Origin of the sequence: Pseudoalteromonas distincta (assembly GCF_005877035.1) — a bacterium.
In the GTDB taxonomy this organism is placed as follows: Bacteria; Pseudomonadota; Gammaproteobacteria; order Enterobacterales; family Alteromonadaceae; genus Pseudoalteromonas; species Pseudoalteromonas distincta.
The window spans coordinates 3,093,284-3,114,663 of record NZ_CP040558.1 but is presented as its reverse complement, the minus strand read 5'-3'; the positions used below and the strand labels follow the sequence as shown (position 1 = coordinate 3,114,663).

At 38.5% G+C, this 21,380-nt stretch carries 20 protein-coding genes and 1 tRNA gene; 8 read left to right on the top strand and 13 right to left on the bottom strand.

The annotated features are described in order from the left end of the window. The first annotated feature begins 357 nt into the window (after positions 1-357). Positions 358-1,464, top strand: coding sequence for a glutamate 5-kinase (proB, locus tag FFU37_RS13925; protein ID WP_002957876.1), 1,107 nt, complete (start codon positions 358-360; stop codon positions 1,462-1,464). Then, a complete protein-coding gene (locus FFU37_RS13920; protein ID WP_138489739.1) occupies positions 1,461-2,708 on the top strand; it encodes a glutamate-5-semialdehyde dehydrogenase in 1,248 nt (415 codons plus the stop codon). Before proB ends, FFU37_RS13920 begins: the two co-directional genes overlap by 4 nt. Positions 2,709-2,780: 72 nt before the next feature. Here FFU37_RS13920 and FFU37_RS13915 read toward each other — a convergent pair whose 3' ends face one another. From FFU37_RS13915 to FFU37_RS13900, 4 genes are all read right to left on the bottom strand, one after another. Then, on the bottom strand, positions 2,781-4,988 hold the full coding sequence (locus FFU37_RS13915) for a two-component system response regulator (protein WP_138489738.1): 2,208 nt from the start codon (positions 4,986-4,988) through the stop codon (positions 2,781-2,783). Between the two features lie 59 nt (positions 4,989-5,047). Further along, a complete protein-coding gene (locus tag FFU37_RS13910; protein ID WP_138489737.1) occupies positions 5,048-8,266 on the bottom strand; it encodes an ATP-binding protein in 3,219 nt (1,072 codons plus the stop codon). Beyond that, positions 8,266-9,528, bottom strand: coding sequence for an ABC transporter substrate-binding protein (locus FFU37_RS13905; protein ID WP_039489032.1), 1,263 nt, complete (start codon positions 9,526-9,528; stop codon positions 8,266-8,268). The genes FFU37_RS13910 and FFU37_RS13905 overlap by 1 nt, the downstream gene beginning before the upstream one ends. A gap of 179 nt (positions 9,529-9,707) precedes the next feature. Beyond that, positions 9,708-9,783: transfer RNA gene (locus FFU37_RS13900), tRNA-Ala, on the bottom strand. Between the two features lie 166 nt (positions 9,784-9,949). On the opposite strand from FFU37_RS13900, the gene FFU37_RS13895 reads away from it, so the two are divergent. Beyond that, a complete protein-coding gene (locus FFU37_RS13895) occupies positions 9,950-10,345 on the top strand; it encodes a putative periplasmic lipoprotein (protein WP_002957870.1) in 396 nt (131 codons plus the stop codon). A 1-nt stretch (position 10,346) separates the two neighbouring features. Continuing rightward, on the top strand, positions 10,347-10,847 hold the full coding sequence (locus tag FFU37_RS13890; RefSeq protein WP_002957869.1) for a prolyl-tRNA synthetase associated domain-containing protein: 501 nt from the start codon (positions 10,347-10,349) through the stop codon (positions 10,845-10,847). On the opposite strand, the gene FFU37_RS13885 is transcribed toward FFU37_RS13890, so the two are convergent. Continuing rightward, positions 10,814-11,962 carry an MFS transporter gene (locus tag FFU37_RS13885; RefSeq protein WP_138489736.1) on the bottom strand — a complete coding sequence of 383 codons (1,149 nt, stop codon included), beginning with the start codon at positions 11,960-11,962 and terminating at the stop codon, positions 10,814-10,816. The two genes, FFU37_RS13890 and FFU37_RS13885, sit on opposite strands and share 34 nt — an antisense overlap. A 198-nt stretch (positions 11,963-12,160) precedes the next feature. Between FFU37_RS13885 and FFU37_RS13880 the strand changes: the two genes are divergently transcribed. The 4 genes from FFU37_RS13880 (at position 12,161) to FFU37_RS13865 (ending at position 15,342) form a co-directional block, all read left to right on the top strand. Continuing rightward, positions 12,161-12,700 carry a DUF2058 domain-containing protein gene (locus FFU37_RS13880; RefSeq protein ID WP_002957867.1) on the top strand — a complete coding sequence of 180 codons (540 nt, stop codon included), beginning with the start codon at positions 12,161-12,163 and terminating at the stop codon, positions 12,698-12,700. Between the two features lie 183 nt (positions 12,701-12,883). Beyond that, positions 12,884-13,207, top strand: coding sequence for a c-type cytochrome (locus FFU37_RS13875; protein WP_002957866.1), 324 nt, complete (start codon positions 12,884-12,886; stop codon positions 13,205-13,207). A gap of 165 nt (positions 13,208-13,372) precedes the next feature. Next, positions 13,373-14,140, top strand: a complete 768-nt coding sequence (locus FFU37_RS13870; protein WP_010554363.1) for a class II aldolase/adducin family protein — start codon at positions 13,373-13,375, stop codon at positions 14,138-14,140. Positions 14,141-14,166: 26 nt separating this feature from the next. After that, the gene (locus FFU37_RS13865) at positions 14,167-15,342 is read left to right on the top strand and encodes a mandelate racemase/muconate lactonizing enzyme family protein (RefSeq protein ID WP_007375956.1); all 1,176 of its coding nucleotides are present in this window, start codon (positions 14,167-14,169) and stop codon (positions 15,340-15,342) included. 94 nt (positions 15,343-15,436) lie between these two features. Here FFU37_RS13865 and FFU37_RS13860 read toward each other — a convergent pair whose 3' ends face one another. The 8 genes from FFU37_RS13860 to FFU37_RS13825 form a co-directional block, all read right to left on the bottom strand. After that, the gene (locus FFU37_RS13860; protein WP_138489735.1) at positions 15,437-15,808 is read right to left on the bottom strand and encodes a hypothetical protein; all 372 of its coding nucleotides are present in this window, start codon (positions 15,806-15,808) and stop codon (positions 15,437-15,439) included. Between the two features lie 49 nt (positions 15,809-15,857). Next, entirely contained in the window at positions 15,858-16,697 is an 840-nt protein-coding gene (locus tag FFU37_RS13855) for an amidohydrolase family protein (protein ID WP_138489734.1), read from the bottom strand. Then, a complete protein-coding gene (locus tag FFU37_RS13850) occupies positions 16,694-17,422 on the bottom strand; it encodes an SDR family NAD(P)-dependent oxidoreductase (protein ID WP_024595817.1) in 729 nt (242 codons plus the stop codon). The genes FFU37_RS13855 and FFU37_RS13850 overlap by 4 nt, the downstream gene beginning before the upstream one ends. Positions 17,423-17,443: 21 nt before the next feature. Next, a complete protein-coding gene (locus FFU37_RS13845) occupies positions 17,444-17,932 on the bottom strand; it encodes an FKBP-type peptidyl-prolyl cis-trans isomerase (RefSeq protein ID WP_002957860.1) in 489 nt (162 codons plus the stop codon). 66 nt (positions 17,933-17,998) lie between these two features. Then, complete coding sequence (locus FFU37_RS13840) at positions 17,999-19,468, bottom strand: LysM peptidoglycan-binding domain-containing protein (protein ID WP_138489733.1); 1,470 nt, start codon at positions 19,466-19,468, stop codon at positions 17,999-18,001. A gap of 55 nt (positions 19,469-19,523) precedes the next feature. After that, entirely contained in the window at positions 19,524-20,546 is a 1,023-nt protein-coding gene (locus tag FFU37_RS13835) for an MBL fold metallo-hydrolase (RefSeq protein WP_138489732.1), read from the bottom strand. A gap of 63 nt (positions 20,547-20,609) precedes the next feature. Then, positions 20,610-20,915, bottom strand: a complete 306-nt coding sequence (locus tag FFU37_RS13830) for a cell division protein ZapA (protein WP_002957856.1) — start codon at positions 20,913-20,915, stop codon at positions 20,610-20,612. After that, positions 20,915-21,145: a cell division protein ZapB gene (locus FFU37_RS13825; protein ID WP_002957855.1), complete on the bottom strand. Its 231-nt coding sequence runs from the start codon at positions 21,143-21,145 to the stop codon at positions 20,915-20,917. Before FFU37_RS13825 ends, FFU37_RS13830 begins: the two co-directional genes overlap by 1 nt. Positions 21,146-21,380: the final 235 nt, after the last annotated feature.

Genomic DNA, 21,380 nt, shown 5'->3' with positions numbered 1-21,380 from the left:
AACCCCCATCGTGGCGGTTAAATCTCGGTCCTTTGGTCTTCACCCTATCTGTTGGTGTATCAGACTTTAGAGGCTCTATGTATGTTGTTAATAAAAAAGCCACACACAGCTTTTTACAGCGATGCATAAACAACACTTTTAAATTTTTTGATTAGTGCTGCTCAATATTATTGGGTTGTTGCTACTTTATACTTAACCTTAAATCTAAGCTTATTGTTTTAGATATGGTTTTCGCGTGTGTGTAAAAAAGTGTTGCCTAAATGAAAGACAAATTCGAAGCTATGTTTTAAACCTAGCTACTTAGTTTTAGCTCGTCTAATTAAGGTGAGCGCAGATAAAATGGAAAGTTGAGCATTTATGCAAAAGTTAAATTGGCGACGTATCGTACTTAAAGTAGGTAGTGCATTAATTGCACCAGATCAAGATGGCTGCCGTTCGCGTTACATATTAACCATCGCACAGTTCATTGTTCGTTGTCGTGCCCGTGGAATCGAGGTGATTTTAGTATCATCGGGTTCTGTAGCGGCTGGCGCGCATTTATTCCCATCAGACAAACCACGCTCTGTGGTAATGAAAAAAGCAATGGCGGCAGCAGGTCAAACAGAAATGATTGCCATGTGGGACCGCTTTTTTGACTTTCCATCTGCGCAGCTATTATTAACGCATGGCGATTTACGTGACCGCGAGCGTTACCAGAGCATTCGCGAAACCGTGTTCACTTTACTTGAACATGGTGTACTTCCTATCATTAATGAAAACGATGCCGTAACCACCGACGATTTACGAGTAGGTGACAACGATAACTTATCAGCAATGGTCGCAGCAGCTGCCGATGCCGATGCTTTATTAATATTTTCAGACGTTGATGGGCTATATGATAAAAACCCTAACTTACATGACGATGCGGTGTTACTGCCTGAAATAAAATCAATTGATGAATCTATTTATGCTATGGCAGGATGTGCTACAAGTGCGGTAGGTACTGGTGGTATGAAAACTAAAATAGAAGCGGCAGAAAAAGCAACGTCACATGGTATAGCGACTTATATTATAAATGGCTTTAAAGAAGAAACATTTACAAAACTGCTAGCTGGGGAAAACCCAGGTAGTGTATTTTTACCGTACGAAAAACCGATGCAGGACTCTATTCATTGGATGACACATACAGCAAATGAGCAAGGTGAAGTTGTTGTTGATGGATCATTTGATGAATCTCTTGAAGGTGAAAGTGGATGTATTCGTGGTGACGAAATCATGGAAGTTCACGGTGAATTTGCCGTGGGTGATACCATTTTAGTACGAAGTGAAGACGGTACGCGTTTAGCTAAAGCGACCGCAAATTATAGTAGCTGTTTGTTAAACTTTATTGCAGACAACGAACAGAGTGAGTTCAGCGAAAAAATGCAGGATTCAATTGGACCAGTTATATCTGAAAAACATATCGCATTATTGGAGAAGTCATGAGTTTAATTACGGACATTTCACGTCAGGCAGCTAAAGCTGCACATACACTTGCTTTACTCGATACCGAGACTAAAAACCAAGTATTAGTTGAAATGGCAGCGGCACTAAGAGAGCAAAAAGCATTTATAATAAAAGAAAATGAAAGTGATTTAAGCGCAGCACGCGACAATAACTTAGCAGCCTCAATGATCGACCGCTTAACGTTAAACGATGAGCGTATTGAAGCAATGGCAGAAGGTATTGAAGTAATCGTAAGCCTTGATGATCCTGTTGGTCAGCTGCGTGATATTACTGAGCGCCCAAATGGTATTAAAATTCGCAAAATGCGAGTACCTCTTGGCGTTGTATGTATGATTTACGAAGCACGCCCGAATGTGACAGCAGACGCTGGTGCATTATGTTTTAAATCAGGTAATGGCGTAATTTTACGTGGCGGCAAAGAAGCACTTAGAAGTTCACAAGCTATCGCAAGTGTAATGCACAGCGTACTTGAGAAGCACAACTTACCGGTATCACTTATTTCAGTGATTCCAGATCCAGACCGTGCGCTACTAATGGAACTAATGCAGCAACGTGAAAGCATTGATTTAATCATTCCACGCGGCGGCGAGGGTTTAATTAACTTTGTTACTGAAAACAGTACGATCCCAGTAATTCAGCATTACAAAGGCGTTTGTCATCTATATGTAGATAAAGATGCCGACCTAGAAATTGCGCTTAACTTACTGCTTAACGGTAAAACGCAGCGTACCGGTGTTTGTAATGCACTAGAAGGTTTAGTTGTGCATCAAGATGTGGCAAATGAGTTTTTAAATCTGTGTGCAGTTGTATTACGCCAAGAAGGTGTAAAAATAAATGCTGACAGCTTTGCAGCTAAATACTTTGATAACGCAACAGTCCTAGCTGATAACGAGTTTGGTGAAGAGTACCTAGACTTAGAAATCGCTATTCGCGTTGTTCCAAACTTTACGGCAGCGGTTGAACACATTGCACAGTTTGGTTCAAACCATACAGAAGTAATTTGTACTAAAAATGAAGCTGCTGCAGAGTTATTCCAACGTAGTGTTGATGCTTCCGTAGTAATGGTTAACGCATCATCTCGCTTTTCTGATGGCTCACAATTGGGTCTAGGCGCAGAGATTGGTATAGCGACCTCCAAGCTACATGCATACGGTCCTATGGGCCTCGAGTCACTAACGACCGAAAAGTATTTAGTTAATGGAGTTGGCCAAGTTCGCGAGTAACCGCAAAAATTAAGTCCATAAAAAGCCGAGCATATTCATGCTCGGCTTTTAAGTTTATAAATCACTCTACAGTTACTTTAACCTTTTAAACCAATCACTTGCAGGTTCAGGTCTATGTAAATAATAGCCTTGCAGAATAACCTCAGGATACTCCTGTAGTAAATCAAAGTGGGACTGGTTCTCTACGCCCTCAGCAACTATCTCGAGTTCAAATAAACGACCTAAGCTTACAATCATATCAATAATTAGTTTATCGTTGTTATCGGTAGGTGCCTCTAAAACAAAAGAACGATCAATTTTAAGTTCTTGTATTGGTAATTGTTTTAGGTAGGTTAAGCTCGAATATCCAGTACCAAAGTCATCAATTGATACTCTAATACCTAGCTTCTTGAGAAAGTGAACAGCTTCAATAGCCGCTTCCATATGATTAAGTAACGTACCTTCAATTATCTCAATAGTGAGTTGTTGAGGATTAATGTTATGTTGCTTTATCTGTTGGCTAATAAAGTTTAAAAAACGCGCTTCATGAAAGTGCCTGCCACTTATATTAATTGATAAGTTTAACTCAGGGTGGGTTTTACTAAGTTGCGTTAGTATTTCAAGTGCATTTGAAGTTACCCAGCAATCTAAATCATAAATTATATCTGACTCTTCAGCTATAGATATAAACTCACCAGGGCTAATAAAGCCTTTTTGAGGGTGCTCCCATCTTAATAGAACCTCAGCGCCCTTAAGGGTTTGGTTTCGATCAAATTGGGATTGTAAATATAGCGATAGTTCATTATTAGAAATAGCTTTACGTAAATCTTGTTCTATTTCAAAACGGCGTTTTGCTTGCTCGCCAAATGAAGTATCAAAAAAGGTAACTCTATTGCCGCCTTTCTCTTTTGCTTTGTAACAGGCCGCTTCACAGTTACGAATAGTCTCAATAGCGCTTTCCCATTGATCTTCTCGTGGAAAAATATACGTACCAATACTGACCGTTAAGCTAACCTCTTGCTCATCCACTTTAAATGGATGGTTTATACCTATAAGTAGCTCTTGGGCTTTATTTTCAGCCATAGCTTGAGCTCTAGCTCTGCCCACACCTTTTTCAACTGTACACAGCACTGCAAACTCATCACTGCCTAAGCGAGCAATAACATCTTTTTTACTCACCTTAGAATGAATTCGTTTAGTTAATTCTTTAAGAATGTAATCGCCAGCGAGTAAGCCTAATCCATCATTAATTGAGTGGAAGCTGTCTATATCAATAATATAAATATAGGCATAACTATTTTCGGTACTATAAACCTGAAGTTGCTGCTCTAACTGCTTTAAAAACCCATTTCGGTTTGGTAAACCCGTAAGTTCATCATGCCATGTAAGGTAATGAATTCTTTCTTGGGTTACTTTAACGCTCGAAATATCACTAAATACACCAATATAGTGCACGTTAGTATCTTGATCGCCTTTAACCATACTGAGAGTTAGTAGCTCTGGATAAAGTTCGCCATTTTTTCGTCTGGTTACAAGCTCACCACTCCAATAGCCTGCTTGATTCGCATGTTCCCAGACTTGGTCAAAGCTAATACTAGGATGGTTATTTTGTTTAATATCGTGCAACTGCATTTGCAGTGAGTCTGATTCACAGTAACCGGTTATACGGCAAAATGAAGGGTTTACGGCTATAATTTTGCCATTACTATCGGTAATAACAACACCATCGGCGGTTCCCGTTAGGGCTTGGTAAAATAACTTTTGTTTTGATGAGAGTTCTTTTAGCTCTTCTTCACGCTGGCTTAGCTCTTGTATTAGCGATTCTATTTCGAGTAGCTTGTCGTGCAGATCAAAGTTTTTTTCTATTAACCTGTCTAGCATGCCTTGCGCTGTAATATGAGTGCGAATGCGTGCTCTAACTAGAGCTAGTTTGTAAGGCTTATGTATGTAATCAATTGCGCCCATAGCAAAGCCTTTTTCTTCAGACTCTTCTTCTGTAAGCGCTGTTACAAATATGACAGGGATCCCTTTGGTATTTTGTTTCGCTTTGAGTATATTACATACTTCGTAGCCGTCCATGCCGGGCATCATTATGTCTAATAAAATCAAGTCAGGCCGAGTTGACTCAACAAATACTAATGCTTGTTCGCCACTAGTAGAAATACGTACATCGTAGTCAGTTAAAAGCCCTTCTACTAATACGTGTAAATTACTAGGTTCGTCATCAACAATAAGAATTAAAGGTTTATGCTTTTTCTCTGTAGTTAATCCATTACTGTTTGCGAGATAATTTGAATGCACTATCTATCCTTCTTTGCGCTCTTTGCAATATTAAATCTAGTTCAGGTTAGTGGTTATGCCTAATTTTTATTATCGTTTCTATATTTATCAATCAGCTCTATTACTAGCGCGTAGTTAAAATGATCAATTGCTTCTTTGAGCTTAAATAGAGAGTGGCCTCTCTCATATTGATTCATTTCTAGCTGTCTAACCAAACTGCTAGGTACGGGGCGAGCCGTTAGTGCTAATGAGTATATATTATCGATAACCGAGTCTTCGTTTTCTAGTTGATGTAGCTGTATATGTTCTTTTTTAAAGTTATCAGCTATCAAAAATTGTTTTACGGCAACAAGTGTAAGTGTTAATTGTTCGTTAAAATGAGATAAGTTAATACTTTTATTATCTATTAAGCTTTTCTCAACACTTTGCGCGCTTTGTTGTAGTAGCTCCAAGCCTAATGTGCCGGCCAAGCCTTTGAGTGTATGTACTAGTCGAATTAAGCCTTCTAACTCTCCATTTTTGATTAATATATCAGCTTTAATCGAAAAGTCATTGTAATCGTTTACAAACTGCGTAAATAATTTTCTTAACAATTTGTCATTGTTTTCTAGGTTTTCCTTTGCTAAAGGCCGATTTATAGTGCTCAGAGGTTCACTACTTTGCAGATGCTTTTCTATACTTTCGTAAAGTGCATCAAAAATAATCGGTTTTACTAAGAAACCATCCATACCCGCTCTAAACGCTGCTTTTTTATCATTAGGATCTGCGGCTGCCGTAATGGCAATTATGGGAGTTTTATAGCCTCGCTCTCTTAATATGTTTGTTGCTTCAAGCCCATCCATAACTGGCATTTGAACATCCATAAAAATAATATCGATGTCATTTGTCTCTACTTTATCTAATGCATCATGTCCATTATCAGCAATGATCACGGTCATATCTAATCTGGCTAAAAGAGCGGAAGCTATTTCTTGATTAATTTTATTGTCGTCAACAACTAATGCATTAAAACCTGAGAATTTAGGATGGGGCTTTAATTGCTTTTCTTTAAAATTATTTGGTGCGAGTGCTCTTAAAATTTCTACTTCACTATTTTTATTACCAATAATTATAATGTTTATATTTTCATTTTTTGCAATTGGTTCTGGAGACTCTTCATCGGTAATTAATAAAATAAGTGTCAATTTTTCATTACCGTTTTTATTTTGAGCATACAGTTGTTGTAAAATAAAGTTATCGTTGAGCTCTTTTTTTTCTACCGACAATATTACAATACTAAATGGGCTACTAGGCTGAGACATTTTTGCAATGGCTCTTAATGGTTCTTTTGTTGTTTCTGTCGTTATGTCTATACCACTTAGCAAGTCCATTAATTTTTTAATTTGCTCATTATCGGGGCTAATTAATAAGGCGTGTTTTTTAAGCTTTTGTTGCTCAGATAAAGTAAAGGGTAGAGTAAAGAAAAACTCGCTACCTTGATTAATCGTGCTCCTTACTTGTATATCTCCGCCTAGCAATTTAGTTAATTGTTTGCTTATAGTGAGTCCTAAACCGGTCCCACCATACTTTCTTGTTGTGCTTGAGTCGCCTTGCGAGAAAGACTGGAATATAATTTTTGATTGCTCTTCAGTCATCCCAATACCCGTGTCTTTTATACTAAAGCGAAGGTTTATTGTTTTTTCGTGTTGAGATGTCGCTTCTATAATTAATGATATTTCACCATGCTCAGTAAACTTAATTGCGTTACCTACACAGTTATTTATTATTTGGCTTAAGTGCATTGGGTCGCCAATAAGTTCAAGTCCTGCATCAACGTGTAAAGTAAAATTTAGTAGCAAGCCTTTTTGCTTGGCATTTGTTGAGAATAAATTTTGAACGTTAGAAACAATAGTATGTAAGGTAAAAGGGATTTGCTCTAACTGGACTTTTTCCGATTCTAGTTTAGAAAAATCCAGAATATTATTTAAAATCTGCAACAAATTTTGAGCACTTGAAAAAGCTTTATCAGCATAATGTTTTTGCCTTGAGGGAAGCTCACTGCTTTGTAAAAGCTGCAACATACCTAATATGCCATTCATTGGAGTGCGAAGTTCATGACTCATATTGGCTACAAAATCTATTTTTGTTTTATTGGCTTTATCGGTTTGCTCCATAGCGCTCGTCAAGTCGGCATTCATTGCTTCCATTTGGGAATTTAATACGCGGGTTTCATTGAGTAGCTCTTTGGTTTGCTTATTTTTTAAATATAAAGCGTTGGCTGCTTTTATTACCGATGCTATTTCAGTTTGATTTTGGCTGGTATTTGAAATAATTACTGGCTTTTCGCTATTCATATCTTTAAGTAATAAAGTGAGCTGGGTAATCGGTTTTATAACCGATCTAAAAATAAAATAGCTTAATAATAAAATGATTAACATAATTAAAACGGCAAATATATTTGCCTGTTCTGTATTTTTTGTTAAGTGGCTACTTAGTAGCTCTTCTGTTTCGGTTAGTTTATTTTTTTCTATATTTTTAATTTCATTAGTTAAATACAGCAATTCGTTTTCTATGCCTGTTAGCACTACATTTACAGAAAAAGTGTAGCTGCGGGTAAGCAATACAAGTTTGTTATAAGCTTGTTTTAAGCTTATTGCTTTATTGGAGAGGGACTCATTTATTACAGACGTACTCGTTAGTTTTTTATGTAAGTAATCTAGGTTTTGTTTTACATTTTGCGCTTCATCAAAGTTAGGCTTATAAAGGTAGCTTACAGCAGCGTGCTTTAAATTACTTATTGTGAGTAAAACATCGTTAAAAATAACTTTATTGTCATTGTTTGAAGACTCTTCTAAATCAATAATTGTTACTTGTAAGTCATCAATAGGTTTTTTGAACTGAGTGGTGTAAAGGTGTTCGCGTTTTTGTCTGTTTATGACAACTTGGCCAAATGTATCTTGGTAATTATTTAAATATTCGCCAAGGCGTATTAGTGAATTTTGATACTCAGGGGTCAGGTTTAGAGTGTTTGTTTTTAGCTGCTCAAGATTTAAGTTTGCCTTATTTAAATAAAAATTAAATTTGGTAATCGTATTTTCATTTGCATTGTCAATAAATGAGACAGCATGCGCTTGCAGGGAGATAATATCGTTTTCTAAGTTAGTTACAGCTTCACTTTGAATAAGTGCGTTATGCTGCGATTTTTGCAAGTTAAGTAAAGACGTTTGCGAATAGTTAAACAAATAGCTCTGTAAAAGAAGTAATCCAATCAGCGAACACAGAGCTAATATTATTTTTGATTTAATTGAGTTTATTATCATTATCGGCTAATCAACTCATACCATTTTTGCAGGCTGTAGTCATAGGTTGGCATAACTGTATTCCACACTGCTACATTACTAAAGCGCTTATGGTAACTACCGCCATTACGTTGCCCACCTGCTTTTACTGCTACATCGCCATTGGTATTTAATAAATCTATGTTTGTTGCTTTTCCACCGTACCAGTAATCCCATTCCGGCGGAGATAGGAGTAGTTTAGAGCGCTGCGGGTTACTAATGTAATAACCTTGGCGAGCAATAAATGCACCAGGCCAGCCTGAAAGCCACCAATTCATATAATCGTACGCAGCATCTTTTGCGCTACTTTGTATTTGTGACGATAAACACATAACACCATGCCAGCCTCGGTAGCCTTCTTTTGGCGCGGCAAATCGTACATTAATATTTTGGCTGTTTAATGCAGAAACTGCAGGCGAAAACATACTTTCTATGTGGGCTCGTTTACTTTTCATAAATTCAATCGACTCAGGAACCGAGTTCCAATAGCCACTAAAGTGACCTTGGCGTTTAAAATCGAGTAATATACTAAACAATCTATCAAGTTCTGAACGGGTCATTGCACCTATATCGTTAAACTTTATAAGCCCTTTACTTTGTGCTGCTAGGGCTAGGTCAAATAATCCAATGGTAGGCGCATTTACAATAGCTACTTTACCTCTGTTCTCGTCATTAAGCAGCCAACTCCAGCTTTCTGTTTCGTATGCTATACCGGGCTTAATAAAGTCGGTGTTGTAACCAAAAGAGTCAACATTATGCACATAAGGTAAAAAGCTAAGATGATCGCTTTCTTGTGCGCTTAATGTGCCATCGGGTTGAACATTTAATAATTTATAGGGGGCATCACCTGCACCAATACTTGCAGTTTCGGTTAGTTTTCCCGTTTTAGTGAGTGGATTTATCTCATTAAAGTAGGTGAGTCGTTTTTTTTCTATTGGCTGAATGGAACCTGCATCCCAAAGCACATTAATGCTGTCTGACCATTGTTCGTATAAATCAAAGGAGCTAGGGTCCATTGATGCCTTTTGCAAAACAGCAGCGCTGCCTGCGGGAGTAAATTCTATATTAATACCCAAGTCACTCATCGCTTGCTTGCGGATAGCCTCTTGGAGTGTTACATGCGTACCAAGCACTCTTAATGTGACTTTTTTTCGGGCAAAAACATAAGGCGCATGTGTTATTGCACCAGCTGTTAAACCTATTGCAGCTAGCTTTTTTAGCGTTGAACGCTTAGGGTTGTCCATGTTAAGCCTAAAGTACTAATGTATGACATTATGTATAGCTAAGAACTTGTAAAGACACAAGTTGAATGGATAGATTTAAAATTATATAGAATGAAAAATTAGAATATTAGGGTGTCAAAAAATAATAAAAACAATGGAAAAATAGAAGAGTAGAACGAATTTGAAAAGGAGTAGGAAAGTGGTGGAGCTAAGCAGGATCGAACTGCTGACCTCCTGCGTGCAAGGCAGGCGCTCTCCCAGCTGAGCTATAGCCCCACATTCCTAAGTTACATATAATGTAACTGCTTGACTGCTGAGTTCCAAGCGGGACGAACTTTAAGTTTTTTTATAAATTTGGTCAAGTATTTTTTCGTAAATTTTCACTGTTTACGTCAATTTTTGTTAGACTCGGCTTAATTCAAAACTAAAACGATAAAAAACAATGAAAAAATGTGTTCTAGCGCTTATGGTTTTACTCGCTGGCTGTGCCTCAAATGATGAGCCGCCTTTTGAAATAAATAATAAACAGTTTCACGAAAAACAAGATGAGCAAGGTAATAAGCTTTTTGCTTATGTTGTTTCGGTAAAAGCTAAGCATCGTGAAAACTTTAACTTAGACCGTGGTCCTAATAAGAGACCAAGTCGTGGTGAGGTTAAGCAGTATATAGAGAAAGAGCATTTTGAAGAATCGAGCATTCTGAAGTTACAGCTAGAAGACCAAGCAGTTGAATTATTAAATCAAGAGCTAAAAGATCGTAAGTATTGCGACAACAAGCATGAAGTTAATGATGTTTTATGGCGAGATTTGAGTGTACAACTAAGAGGGCGTTGTTTGTAATATGTTGGCTGATAAAACTAAGTTAGCAGAGCTTTTGGCGCACCTAGATATTAATTACGATGTAATAGAGCATCCGCCGCTACATACTAGCTTAGCGGCAGATGAGTTTATGATTGAGCGCCCAGGTACTCGTCTTAAAAACCTATTTTTACGCGATAACGAAGGCAAGCGACACTTTTTAGTTATTACAGCGCACAATAAGCAACTCGATTTAAAGGCACTATCAAAGCAACAAGGGCTTTCGCGTTTAGGGTTTGCATCGAGTGAACGCTTAGCAACGTATTTAAAAGTGGCTCCTGGGTGTGTATCTATGCTGGCTCTTTTAAATGATAAGCAAAACGAAGTGAGCTTATGGGTTGACCAAGATATTTGGCACGGTGATTTGTTTCATTGTCATCCGTTTGAAAACACCCAAACATGGTTGCTTAGTAAAGCTGACTTAGAAATATTTTTTAATCACACAAAGCATCAACCGCGCGTTGTATTTTTACCCTCAAAATAAGCCCACATAATTAACGATAAACCGCATAAACAAACCGCGAGCATCGTAAACATAAACGCTGTTTGCCCATGATGTTGGTATACCACACCGGGTAATAACGACCCCAATGCACCGCCACTGTAATAAAACGATACATATCCGCCATTGGTTACACTTGGTGGGGCTTTACTGATTTTATTAACGAGCGGTGCGGCAGTTGAATGAATCACAAACATAGCACCACAAAACAAAGTAAATGCGATTAAAAATAAGCTAAGCTGATGGCTCATTAATAAAATAATACTCACACTATAAAAACTAAATACCGCAGTTAATAAATGCCAAGGCGAAGGGACTTTTTTAAGTAACCAAGGTGCAGCAATAGAGGCGAGGGCACCAATTAAATAACCACTGTAAACTAAACCTATGTCACGAGTATTGGTAATTAAAAATGTGTTTTGTAATATAAACGGTAAGTAATTAAGTAGTGCAGCGAAACAAAAGAACATACAAAAAACGGAGCCGTAAACTTTAAGTACAGCGCCTTCTTTAAGTTGTTTAATGTAATCGAGTGGGGAGAGCTGCGACTGTTTAGCTGGGTTTGTAAAGCGAGAATGCTTAATTGTCAAAGCTAAGCAAATAAGCATAAAAGCAATTACGTAATAAAAGCTCTGCCAATTCCATAAGTCGCTGAACAAAGCGGCAAGCACACGTCCAAAGTAACCACCAACTATACTGCTACCAATATAAAGGGTCATATTTTTTTGAAGTGTATCGGCGCTATAACTCATGCCTATATAGCTAGTCATTGCTGTTAAAGCTGCGGGGAGCGTTAAACCTTGTAAAAATCTGACTAATAATAAAAGCTCAAAGCTAGGTACATAAATAAAAAGTAAGCAGCTAAGCCCTAAAAGTACCATTGCAATACGTAGTATGAGTAGTGGATTTATTTTTGCTAAAAATAAACCATAAACGAGCGGGGCAATGGCTAAAGGCAGCATAGTTGCAGTCATTAAGCTGCCAGCTACCGCAGGTGCTACATTAAATTCGCTCGCAAAAAGGCTAAGTAGGGGTTGCGGTGCATAAAGCACAAAAAATATAAATACCGAGCAAACGAGTAGATGAGGTAAACGCATTATATGGCTTGTGCATTTGCTGATTGGTTGTCTGGTATTGTATTAAAAATTGCTTTTAATTCATAATTAAAACCATAGCCATTGCGCTATATCATGGTTTGTTTTAACTAGTTTGCTAGATTAATGTCGATAGCGCTGTTATTTGAACTCGTTGGTGATTAAAATAGCGATAATATTAGTTTTTAGTGGAACAAAGTCATGGGTTCATTACAAGACCAATTGCTTCAAGCAGGATTAACAACATCGCATAATGCTAAAGTTGCTAAATCAGAAAAGCGTAAGCAACAAAAAAAGCAAAAGAAAGGGGCTACTAGCAACCCAAGTGATCTGCAAAAGCATATTCAACAAACCAAGCTAGAGCAGCAAAAAAAAGCTGAAGAGCTTAACCAAACACGCCAAGTGAGCTTAAAGCAGCGCGAACAAGAAGCGCGTGTTAAACAAATTTTAGAGCACCACAACCAAGACGCTATTCGTGGTGAGCGCACATTTAATTTTACTTATCAAAATAAAGTAAAAAATATCGACGTGAACGAGAAAACGCAAAAAGCGTTATCGGGCGGTCGTTTAGCTATTTGTGTACTAGAAGGGCAGTTTTACGTATTAGACGACGAACCAGCACGCAAAGTGGCTGAAGTTGACGAAAAGTATATTGTTTTTCATGTAGAGCCAGAAAACAAACCAAAAGATGAAGATGACCCGTACGCAGACTTTGAAGTACCAGATGATATAGTGTGGTAATAAGTTATTAAGGGTAAGCTCATTTTTATTTGCTAAAGTATATAAAAGTGAGACAGAAACGAGTTAGCGGTTTTTGGTTAAGTTGATCGTCTAGCGTCGTTTCGTACGTATGCTTTTTATTTGATTGTTTACTACAATCAATAGAACAGTTTTTCTAACCGTCAAAAAAGAAGAGTAAATACAATGAGCAAGATGAAAACACTACTATTAGGCGCGGGTATTACTTTAGCCGCAAGCTTCTCGTTTAATGCAGCTGCTGCCGATGGCGCTGCACTTTATACCGCTAAAAATTGTCAAACTTGTCATGGCGCTGAAGGTAAAGCACCAATTATGGGTATGTACCCTAAACTAAACGGTCAAAACAAAGACTATTTAGTAGCGCAAATGAAAGATATTAAGTCAGGTGCACGTAATAACGGTATGACCATGGCTATGAAAGCAATGGTTGCAACGGTAACTGATGAAGAGTTTGAAGCAATTGCAGATTACCTAGCTAACGTAAAATAATTTACGCAGTTATACCATTTTAATGCAATTGGTATTTTAGTTTTATAAACAGCCACACAATAGTGTGGCTGTTTTGTTTGGTGTTTGCTATAAAATAGAGACTGCTTTAGACTTCTAAACATCTGTTCGTACAGGTTAATAATGTACGTTTTTAAAAGGCTTATTATGTTTGATTTACCCCAACTCGATTTAAAAAATAAAGTATCAGCACAAGAGTGGCAACTTCGTGTTGATTTAGCCGCGTGTTATAGACTGGTAGAGCACTTTCGTTGGGGGGATTTAATCTATACGCATTTATCAGCACGTTTGCCTGGCACCGACCACTACTTAGTGAATGCGTTTGGTTTAACCTTTGATGAAGTAACTGCCTCTAATTTAGTAAAGGTCGACTTAGACGGCAACATTATTGACGATACGCCATTTAGTATTAATCCAGCTGGATTTACTATTCACAGTGCGATTCACGAGGTACGCGAAGACGCTCATTGTGTTATTCACCTTCATACTAAAGAAACAATCGCAGTCGCTACACAAAAAAATGGTTTATTACCGCTTAGCCAATATTCAATGTTTTCACTGCCATCGCTTTCTTATCATGGCTACGAAGGGCTTGCAGTAAACGACGACGAGCGAAAAGTGCTGCAAGATGATTTGGGCAGCACTAACCATATGTTATTGGTAAATCACGGTGGCTTAACAGTAGGCCCAACGGTAGGCGATGCGTTTATGCGCTTTTATGATTTACAGCGAGCGTGTGAAATTCAACTAGCGCTACAATCAAGCTCGCAAGAGGTGATTGAAGTACCGCAACCTATAATCGACAATATTTATAATCAAGCAAACGTAGTACACAGTGGTAGCACTGGCGGGCAACTTGCGTGGCCTGCGATGTTACGTAAAGCGTATCGACTTGACCCTAGTTTTGCAAAATAACCCATAGCGGTTAATAAGGAATTTTAATGAAAGTAAATCGCGTTGAAGTATTTGATATTCACTGTCCTGATAGACCTTCTTGGACACCTGTGTTTGTACGTATTCATACTGACGAAGGTATTAGTGGTGTTGGCGAAGCGGGCCTTGCATACGATTTAGGTCACAGTGCTGCAGCGGCTATGATTAAAGAAATGGCCGACGCCTTTTTAATCGGCCACGACCCTTTTCAAACAGAAAAACTATGGTCACGCATGTTACGTGAGAGTTTTTGGGGTTTAGGCGGCGGACCTGTTGTATATGCTGCAATGAGCGCAATTGATACCGCACTTTGGGATATAAAAGGTAAAGCGCTTGGTTTACCTGTATACCAGTTATTAGGCGGTAAAGTTAACGACAAACTACGCACTTACGCATCGCAATTACAGTTTGACTGGGATAGCGAATTTAAAGCGCTAGTACAACCGCAAGAATATGCAGAAGCGGCTTTAAAGGCGATGGCCGAAGGTTACGATGCAGTAAAAGTAGATCCAATTCAGTACGATAAAGACGGCAATACTTATTACGACCGTACAAAAATAATCTCACGCACTGAAATGAAGCTATACCGTGCACGTATGCAAGCTATTCGCGAAGCAGTAGGCGACGAAGTGGATATTATTTTTGAATGCCACAGTTTACCAGGCGTGACAACAGCCATTCAGTTGGGTGAAATTGCAGAAGAATTTGACTGTATGTACTTTGAAGAGCCAGTTAACTATTTAAACCATTCATTACATGCAAAAGTAGCAGATAAAGTTAATGTGCCAATTGCTGGTGGTGAACGTTTGTATAATCGTTGGGGTGTGCGCCCGTATTTAGAAGATCAAAGTATTGATGTTCTGCAACCTGATATTGGTTTATGTGGTGGTTTTACCGAAACCAAAAAAGTGTGTGATTACGCAGATATCTTTGATGTGCGTATTCAAGCTCACGTATGTGGCGGGCCTGTTGCAACAGCAGCATCACTGCACTTAGAAACGGCTATCCCTAACTTTTTGATTCATGAGCACCACACTTATGCGATTAAAAAGTGGAACCGCGAGTTATGTTTACAAGACCCACAACCTAAAAATGGTTTCTTTGAAGTGTCAGAAGAGCCAGGGTTGGGTATTGAATTAAATGATGAGATTGTTATGCGTTCTCAACGCGTAGAAATAAAATAATAGTCTTTTAACCTAACTTTAGGTCATGCATTAAAAAGCCGGTAAGTGATTAGTCACTTACCGGCTTTTACTTGTTTGGTAAAGTTTTAGCTTGTTATAACTCGTTAATTCTACATTCTACGTCTTTAAGCTCAATAGTGGCTTTACTATCAAGGTGGCGTATATAGCATTGCTTGCCTTTAATCATCAATTCAAACTGATCGGGTGTATTGCGACTTTGCGTGTCGATAATATTATTACCACCCACATTGCTAAGGGTTACTGTGCTGCTGGTAGTAAATACATTCTCAGCTAATTGAGTTTCTTGTATATGTACAAGTGTTTTAATTGCTTTGCTAACGGCTGTTTTATTTGGCTTTGCCAGTAGAGCATGTTGCAGCTTAGGTGTAGGGTCTGGATTTTGAGATATGCAGCCATTGAGAAAAAACGCAGAAAATACAACGATTAGTAAAAAGTACATTTTCATAAATTGGCCGTATTATTATAAAAAGAGAGTTTAATATAACTAGTTTTACTTAAACTTGGTAGTAGTGCTTAGCGTTTGCATAGCTAAGGTCATGCCATGTCTTATCGTTTGAGCATAGCGCCTTATGGCAGTGCCATAGGTTGTTGTAGCTTGTATTTATTTGGCACACAGGGAAGTTGCTAGCAAACATAATACGCTGCTGGCCAAAGTGATTAAAAAGAAAATTAAAACACGCGGCTTGTTGCTCACTGGTAAGTTGTAGTAATTCAAAACCAGAGAATTTAATTGCTATGTTGTCGTGCTCAGCAAGTAACTCAGCACCTTGTTGCCAGTCATTTAAATTACTTGGCAGTCCTGCATGATTAATTATAATTTGAAGCTGCGGTAGCTGCTTAGCGTAGTAAGCTATTTGTTTGGTTATTTCGCTATTTTCAATATCAAATTGAGCTTCAAAATGCAGTTTATTTGTAGCCAATAAATTAAGGTTATTAATACAATGAGGGCTTTTTAGTCTCACTGCATCATCGTCTTCGGTTATATCTCTTATACCACAAAGGCTTGAATGAGCCAGTGCATTTAGCGCGTGATTAAATTGCTCTGCGGGCGCATCAATTTGGTTGTAACTAATAGCCTTAAATGAAAGGTTTTTTAAATGCGAGCTTAGCCAGTTTAACTCGTTTATAGGTGATTGATTATCAAACCCAGCCTCAATGTGCACAATACCCGCAAGTTCAAAATCAGTACTTTTAACAAGTTGCTCTGCACTTATTGGTTGTTTAATTTTTTCTAGGTTAGGCCATGCTGGTGGGTTTTCGCCTTGTAGCCAAGTATATTGCCCCTCGGCAAGATTAAAAAAATGCACATGAGGGTCAATAATTTGCATGCTCATTGGGCAGTGTAACCACCATCAATACTTTGTAGGCTGCCTGTTATAAAACTGGCATCGTCACTTGCTAAAAAGCTCACAAGGGCAGCAACCTCATCGGCTTGACCTAATCGGTTAAGCGGTTGAAGACTTGCTTCCTCGGCAACTATTTCAGCTTTGTTTGCGCCACTTTTTGCGCAGTACGCATCTATCGCGTTATGAAATAGCGGGGTTTCTATTGTGCCAGGGCATACCGCATTTACTCTAATATTAAAGCTCGCGTAATCAAGCGCCGTTGTTTTGGCCATTGAGGCAAGGGCATGTTTTGTTAGGTTATACGCAAAAGAGTTTTGCTTACCTATAATTGCTTGATCGGATGCGACTAATATAATAGCGCCGCTATTTTGCGCTTTCATGCTTGGCAATACGCTTTGTACTGCGGCATAGGCGCCTTTAACATTAAGCGCAAAAAGTGCATCGAGAGTTTGCTCATCGGTGCTTTCTATATTTGCGCTTAAGTGTTTTCCAGCATTAGAAACGAGTACATCAATACGTTTGCTTTGTTCACAGATAGCGTTGATGCAGCTTTGTACCGCCGATACATCACTTACATCACACTGATGAAATATACCAGTTTCGCTTGGCTCTATATCAAGGTTATGTACTTTATAGCCATTACTTAGCAAACGCTTTACAACGGCTAGACCAATTCCTTTTGTACCACCTGTAACTACTGCAACTTTAGACATACTTACTTCCTTTATTGCTAACTAGTGAGAGTGACCGCAGCCGCCTTCAGCGTGCACATGTCCGTGAGAAACTTCTTCACTCGTCGCTTCACGTACAGATACAACTTCAACGTCAAACGTTAGTGTTTTGCCCGCAAATGGGTGGTTTAAATCACAATCTGCGTTAAAACGACCAACCTTAACAATAGTAACCTGATGACGACCTTGGTTAGAGCTAACCATTGCTGTCATACCTGGTTTCCATACTTTAACGTCGCCTTGTAGGTGCTTAAGCGGAATACGTTGAATTAAGTCATCAACACGCTCGCCGTACGATTCACTTGGTTCTAGAGTTACACTAAATTTTTCGCCAGCTTCTTTGCCTTCAAGTGCTTTTTCTAAACCAGGAAGCATGCCTTCGCTGCCATGAATGTAAGTAAGTGGCGCTTCGTTTGTGCTACTTTCAATTTGTTCGCCCGCTTCGCTAAGGGTGTAATGAAATTCAACTGCTGAATTTTTGCTAATTTGCATGCTTGTCTCTTCAAATAATAACTATGTTAGGGCGCAATTTTACGCGAAATATACTTGTTTATAAACTTAACGTGGCTGATTTAGTGTTTTTTGTAAATCTAGCAGTAAATCTTTTTTTATTGGTGCTGCTTTTTGCTTTTCAGCCTGTGGTATAAACAGTACTAATTGAGTGCCAGGCTTTAAAATGCTCGATGCAGAGAGTTTGTTCCATTTTGCCAAGTCGCTATGAGGTACATCGTAAAGCTGACTTATACTCCAAAGGCTATCGCCCGACTTAACTTCGTAATCTATTTCAATGGTGGGGATCGCAATCTCTTGGTGTTCTAAATAAGGGCTGATTTTGTAATCAACAGTTAATGTGCTTGGCAGAGTTTTAGGTTGCCCAACTAATAACTTTTCTCCAACACCTATTAAATTATTATTTTTATTATTAAGTTGTTTTAAAGCTTTTACAGACATACTAAAACGCCTGGCGATACTGTAAAGCGTATCGTTTTGTTTAACGATGTACTCTCCAGCAAAATTTGATTTGAAGAACTGACTTTTTAATAATGTTTCTTGTCCTATAGGCAGCAGTAAAGTGTGCGGCCCGTTAGGTGAGCTTTGATTTTTTAAATATCCCTGATTAATAGCATGTAACTGCTTTGAACCTATACCAGAGAGCTTGGCAATGACTGAAAAGTCAAACTGCTGGCCTATGTTCATCTGTGTTGTAAATGGTTTATATGCAAGCTTTGGGCGTTTAATGCCCTTTTGTGGGTGTTTAACTAAATGGCTTAAAGCGAGTAATTTGGGTACATAGTCAGCGGTTTCTTTTGGCAGACTGAGCGACCAGTAATCGGTGCTTTTACCGCGTTTTTTGTTTTTTTCGATTGCACGTTTAACACGGCCTTCACCACTATTATAAGCGGCCAAAGCATGTAGCCAATTACCATCAAAGCGTTTATGTAAGTAACTTAAGTAATCAAGCGCAGCATCGGTTGAAGCAAGTACGTCTTGGCGCCCGTCATACCATTGGTCTGACTTAACACCAAAGTGATGCGCCGTTGCGCCAACTAACTGCCAAACACCAACAGCTTGCTGTGATGAGGCTATTGTTGGTCTAAAATCGCTTTCTACAAATGGTAGTAATGCGAGCTCCATAGGTAATTGCTTTTGCTCAATTTTTTTTACGATGTGATACAGGTAAGGCGCTGCACGTTTGCTCACCGTTTGTAAGTAGTTAGGTTGCTTTGCATACCAGCTGATACGCTTTTTTAAAGCGCGATTTTGATAAATCGTAAAGTGTAGATTATTGGCTATATGCACCCACAGATCGGTGGTTTTTGGTGGGCGCTTTTTTACGATTGTTTTTTTGAATTGAAGTGGCGTAACTAGCTCATTAACTTGAGGCGTTTGAGCTACTCCCTCGTCAATATCATAAGTATAGTCAGGCTCAAAATGAGTAAATATTTGTGGAGCGTCTTGTGGTTCTTGCTCCGTTGATTGACAACCAAATAACAAAATACCCAAACAACATAAAACCAAACTGCGCATAGTGATCACTTTTGTAAATTCCTTTTATTATTTTAACACAATCCGTTGTGTTGAGTTATTCTGCGCTTTTTACGCGATTTAGGCCTGCTTGTAAAAAAAAGTTACTCGATTTTATATTAAGCGCTTCTTGTTTATAAGGCTCAATAACTGATTCAGGAAACGACAGCATTAATTGCTCAATACTTTGATCTTTATTGTTTTTAACATGCTCTGTTATGGCTGTTAAAAATGATAGTGGCTGTTTCAGCTGCTCTTTTGTTAATGTGCCGCCGTGACCAGGTATAATAGTAGCGAGCTTTTCATCGTTAATATATCGCTTAAGCAACGTTTGCCAACTATTAAGTTCGCCGTGACCAGGGTAAGGAAGCCAGTCAACGATATCGCCACCAATCAGCACACTGCCATTATTAGTAGTAATAGTTAAATCACCGTTAGTATGGGCTTGCTGCGGCTCAAGCGTTACCTCAAAACCACCAAGGTCGATAATTTTACGACTATTAATGACTATTTCGGGTTTGCTAAGCTGATACTCCTGCCAGCGAAAAAGTCGCTTTTTTGCAAGCTTTAACTTATCACGCCATTTAGCTTGCTCTTCTTTAGGGACATTCGCTAATCGTTGGTAGCTCAGCTCAATGCTCTTTTCATAGGTGTCTAGTTTGTCGGTATATGCTGTTTGGTAAAGGCTAAAATTTTTATTTACTTGCTGATGAACAACGAGCTTGGCATCAGGATAAAAATTTTGCATAACCGCCATACCTAGCAAGTGATCGTCATGGTAATGCGTGGCAACCAAATAGCATAAAGGTGTTTTAAGGCGTTTTTTTAGATCTTCAGCAAGTTGTTCAACTGCAGCAAAATTGGCACTCGTATCAACCAGTAGGGCACATTTTTCGCCTTCAATTAATACTTGGTTAGAGTCGTAAAAGCGAAGCTTGTCTTGTTGCTTTAAAAACTGAACATGAGGGTTTATTGTATTCCAAGTAACGGCAGCGTAGGTGCTAGGTGCTATTGATAATAAAGTGCATGCCAATAGTAAGTGCTTACATGAAGAGGTTATGTTTGAAAGTTTTAACTTCATTTATTATCTCTACGCTGAGGTTTAATTACTTTAATAATAAACAAAAAGCGCAGTATGCGCTTTTTATTTTTGGTGTTTGGGGTCATTAGCCAAATGCTGACTGAGTTTATCAATCAATTGGTCTTGATGCTGTTGTTCAACTGTAGCCTGTGTTTTTGCTTCTAGCAATTCGTGGCTTAAGTTTAATGCTGCCATTAGTAGGGCTTTTTGATCGTTTCTAACGGTTGAGCGTTGTTTCATTTGCTCAACTAAGTCATTTAGATTTTTAGCTGCTGCTATTAATGCATCTTCCTGCCCTTCGGGGCAAGCAAATTGCTGCTCTTTACCTAGCAACTCAACAGTGACCCGCTGGTTTTGCAGCTCAGACATTAGCTAGCCTGTTGTGCGCTTTGTAATTTATCAAGAAGACCAGATAAAGTAGTGCTGGCATCTTTTTGCTTTTCTTCATTTTCTAAAGCTTCAAGCTGTAGTAATTCGTTTTCATCGCTTAGTTTAGTGTTCTGTTCTTTTAAAGTAGCAACATCTGTTTGTAATTGATTATTACGTTCGATTAAAGAATCGATCAGTTGTTCGAGTTGTTGAAGAGTAGTGTTGTTCATAAAGGCGCTCATATAACTGTAATTAATGTCATGCAAATGTAAAGCAAAGTGTGTTGATTTGCCAGCATTTACGGTGGTTTTAGCTGATTTTTCTTCTGCGTTAAGGGATAATTCAGCATATGAGCTTTTTCATTCAGAAATGGTTCACTTTAACACTCTCTTATCTTGGTGTGAGTTGCCAAAGCCTAGTGCTTATGGTTCACTTACGATATTAAATTGCGTATGGCGAAAATAA

Coding starts and splice junctions, on each gene's coding strand:
- FFU37_RS13860 (WP_138489735.1), bottom strand. CDS start 15,808: ATGAAAATGTACTTTTTACTAATCGTTGTATTTTCTGCGTTTTTTCTC.
- proB (WP_002957876.1), top strand. CDS start 358: ATGCAAAAGTTAAATTGGCGACGTATCGTACTTAAAGTAGGTAGTGCA.
- FFU37_RS13870 (WP_010554363.1), top strand. CDS start 13,373: ATGTTTGATTTACCCCAACTCGATTTAAAAAATAAAGTATCAGCACAA.
- FFU37_RS13885 (WP_138489736.1), bottom strand. CDS start 11,962: ATGCGTTTACCTCATCTACTCGTTTGCTCGGTATTTATATTTTTTGTG.
- FFU37_RS13920 (WP_138489739.1), top strand. CDS start 1,461: ATGAGTTTAATTACGGACATTTCACGTCAGGCAGCTAAAGCTGCACAT.
- FFU37_RS13905 (WP_039489032.1), bottom strand. CDS start 9,528: ATGGACAACCCTAAGCGTTCAACGCTAAAAAAGCTAGCTGCAATAGGT.
- FFU37_RS13895 (WP_002957870.1), top strand. CDS start 9,950: ATGAAAAAATGTGTTCTAGCGCTTATGGTTTTACTCGCTGGCTGTGCC.
- FFU37_RS13910 (WP_138489737.1), bottom strand. CDS start 8,266: ATGATAATAAACTCAATTAAATCAAAAATAATATTAGCTCTGTGTTCG.
- FFU37_RS13865 (WP_007375956.1), top strand. CDS start 14,167: ATGAAAGTAAATCGCGTTGAAGTATTTGATATTCACTGTCCTGATAGA.
- FFU37_RS13835 (WP_138489732.1), bottom strand. CDS start 20,546: ATGAAGTTAAAACTTTCAAACATAACCTCTTCATGTAAGCACTTACTA.
- FFU37_RS13845 (WP_002957860.1), bottom strand. CDS start 17,932: ATGCAAATTAGCAAAAATTCAGCAGTTGAATTTCATTACACCCTTAGC.
- FFU37_RS13890 (WP_002957869.1), top strand. CDS start 10,347: ATGTTGGCTGATAAAACTAAGTTAGCAGAGCTTTTGGCGCACCTAGAT.
- FFU37_RS13840 (WP_138489733.1), bottom strand. CDS start 19,468: ATGCGCAGTTTGGTTTTATGTTGTTTGGGTATTTTGTTATTTGGTTGT.
- FFU37_RS13850 (WP_024595817.1), bottom strand. CDS start 17,422: ATGTCTAAAGTTGCAGTAGTTACAGGTGGTACAAAAGGAATTGGTCTA.
- FFU37_RS13880 (WP_002957867.1), top strand. CDS start 12,161: ATGGGTTCATTACAAGACCAATTGCTTCAAGCAGGATTAACAACATCG.
- FFU37_RS13855 (WP_138489734.1), bottom strand. CDS start 16,697: ATGAGCATGCAAATTATTGACCCTCATGTGCATTTTTTTAATCTTGCC.
- FFU37_RS13825 (WP_002957855.1), bottom strand. CDS start 21,145: ATGAACAACACTACTCTTCAACAACTCGAACAACTGATCGATTCTTTA.
- FFU37_RS13875 (WP_002957866.1), top strand. CDS start 12,884: ATGAGCAAGATGAAAACACTACTATTAGGCGCGGGTATTACTTTAGCC.
- FFU37_RS13830 (WP_002957856.1), bottom strand. CDS start 20,915: ATGTCTGAGCTGCAAAACCAGCGGGTCACTGTTGAGTTGCTAGGTAAA.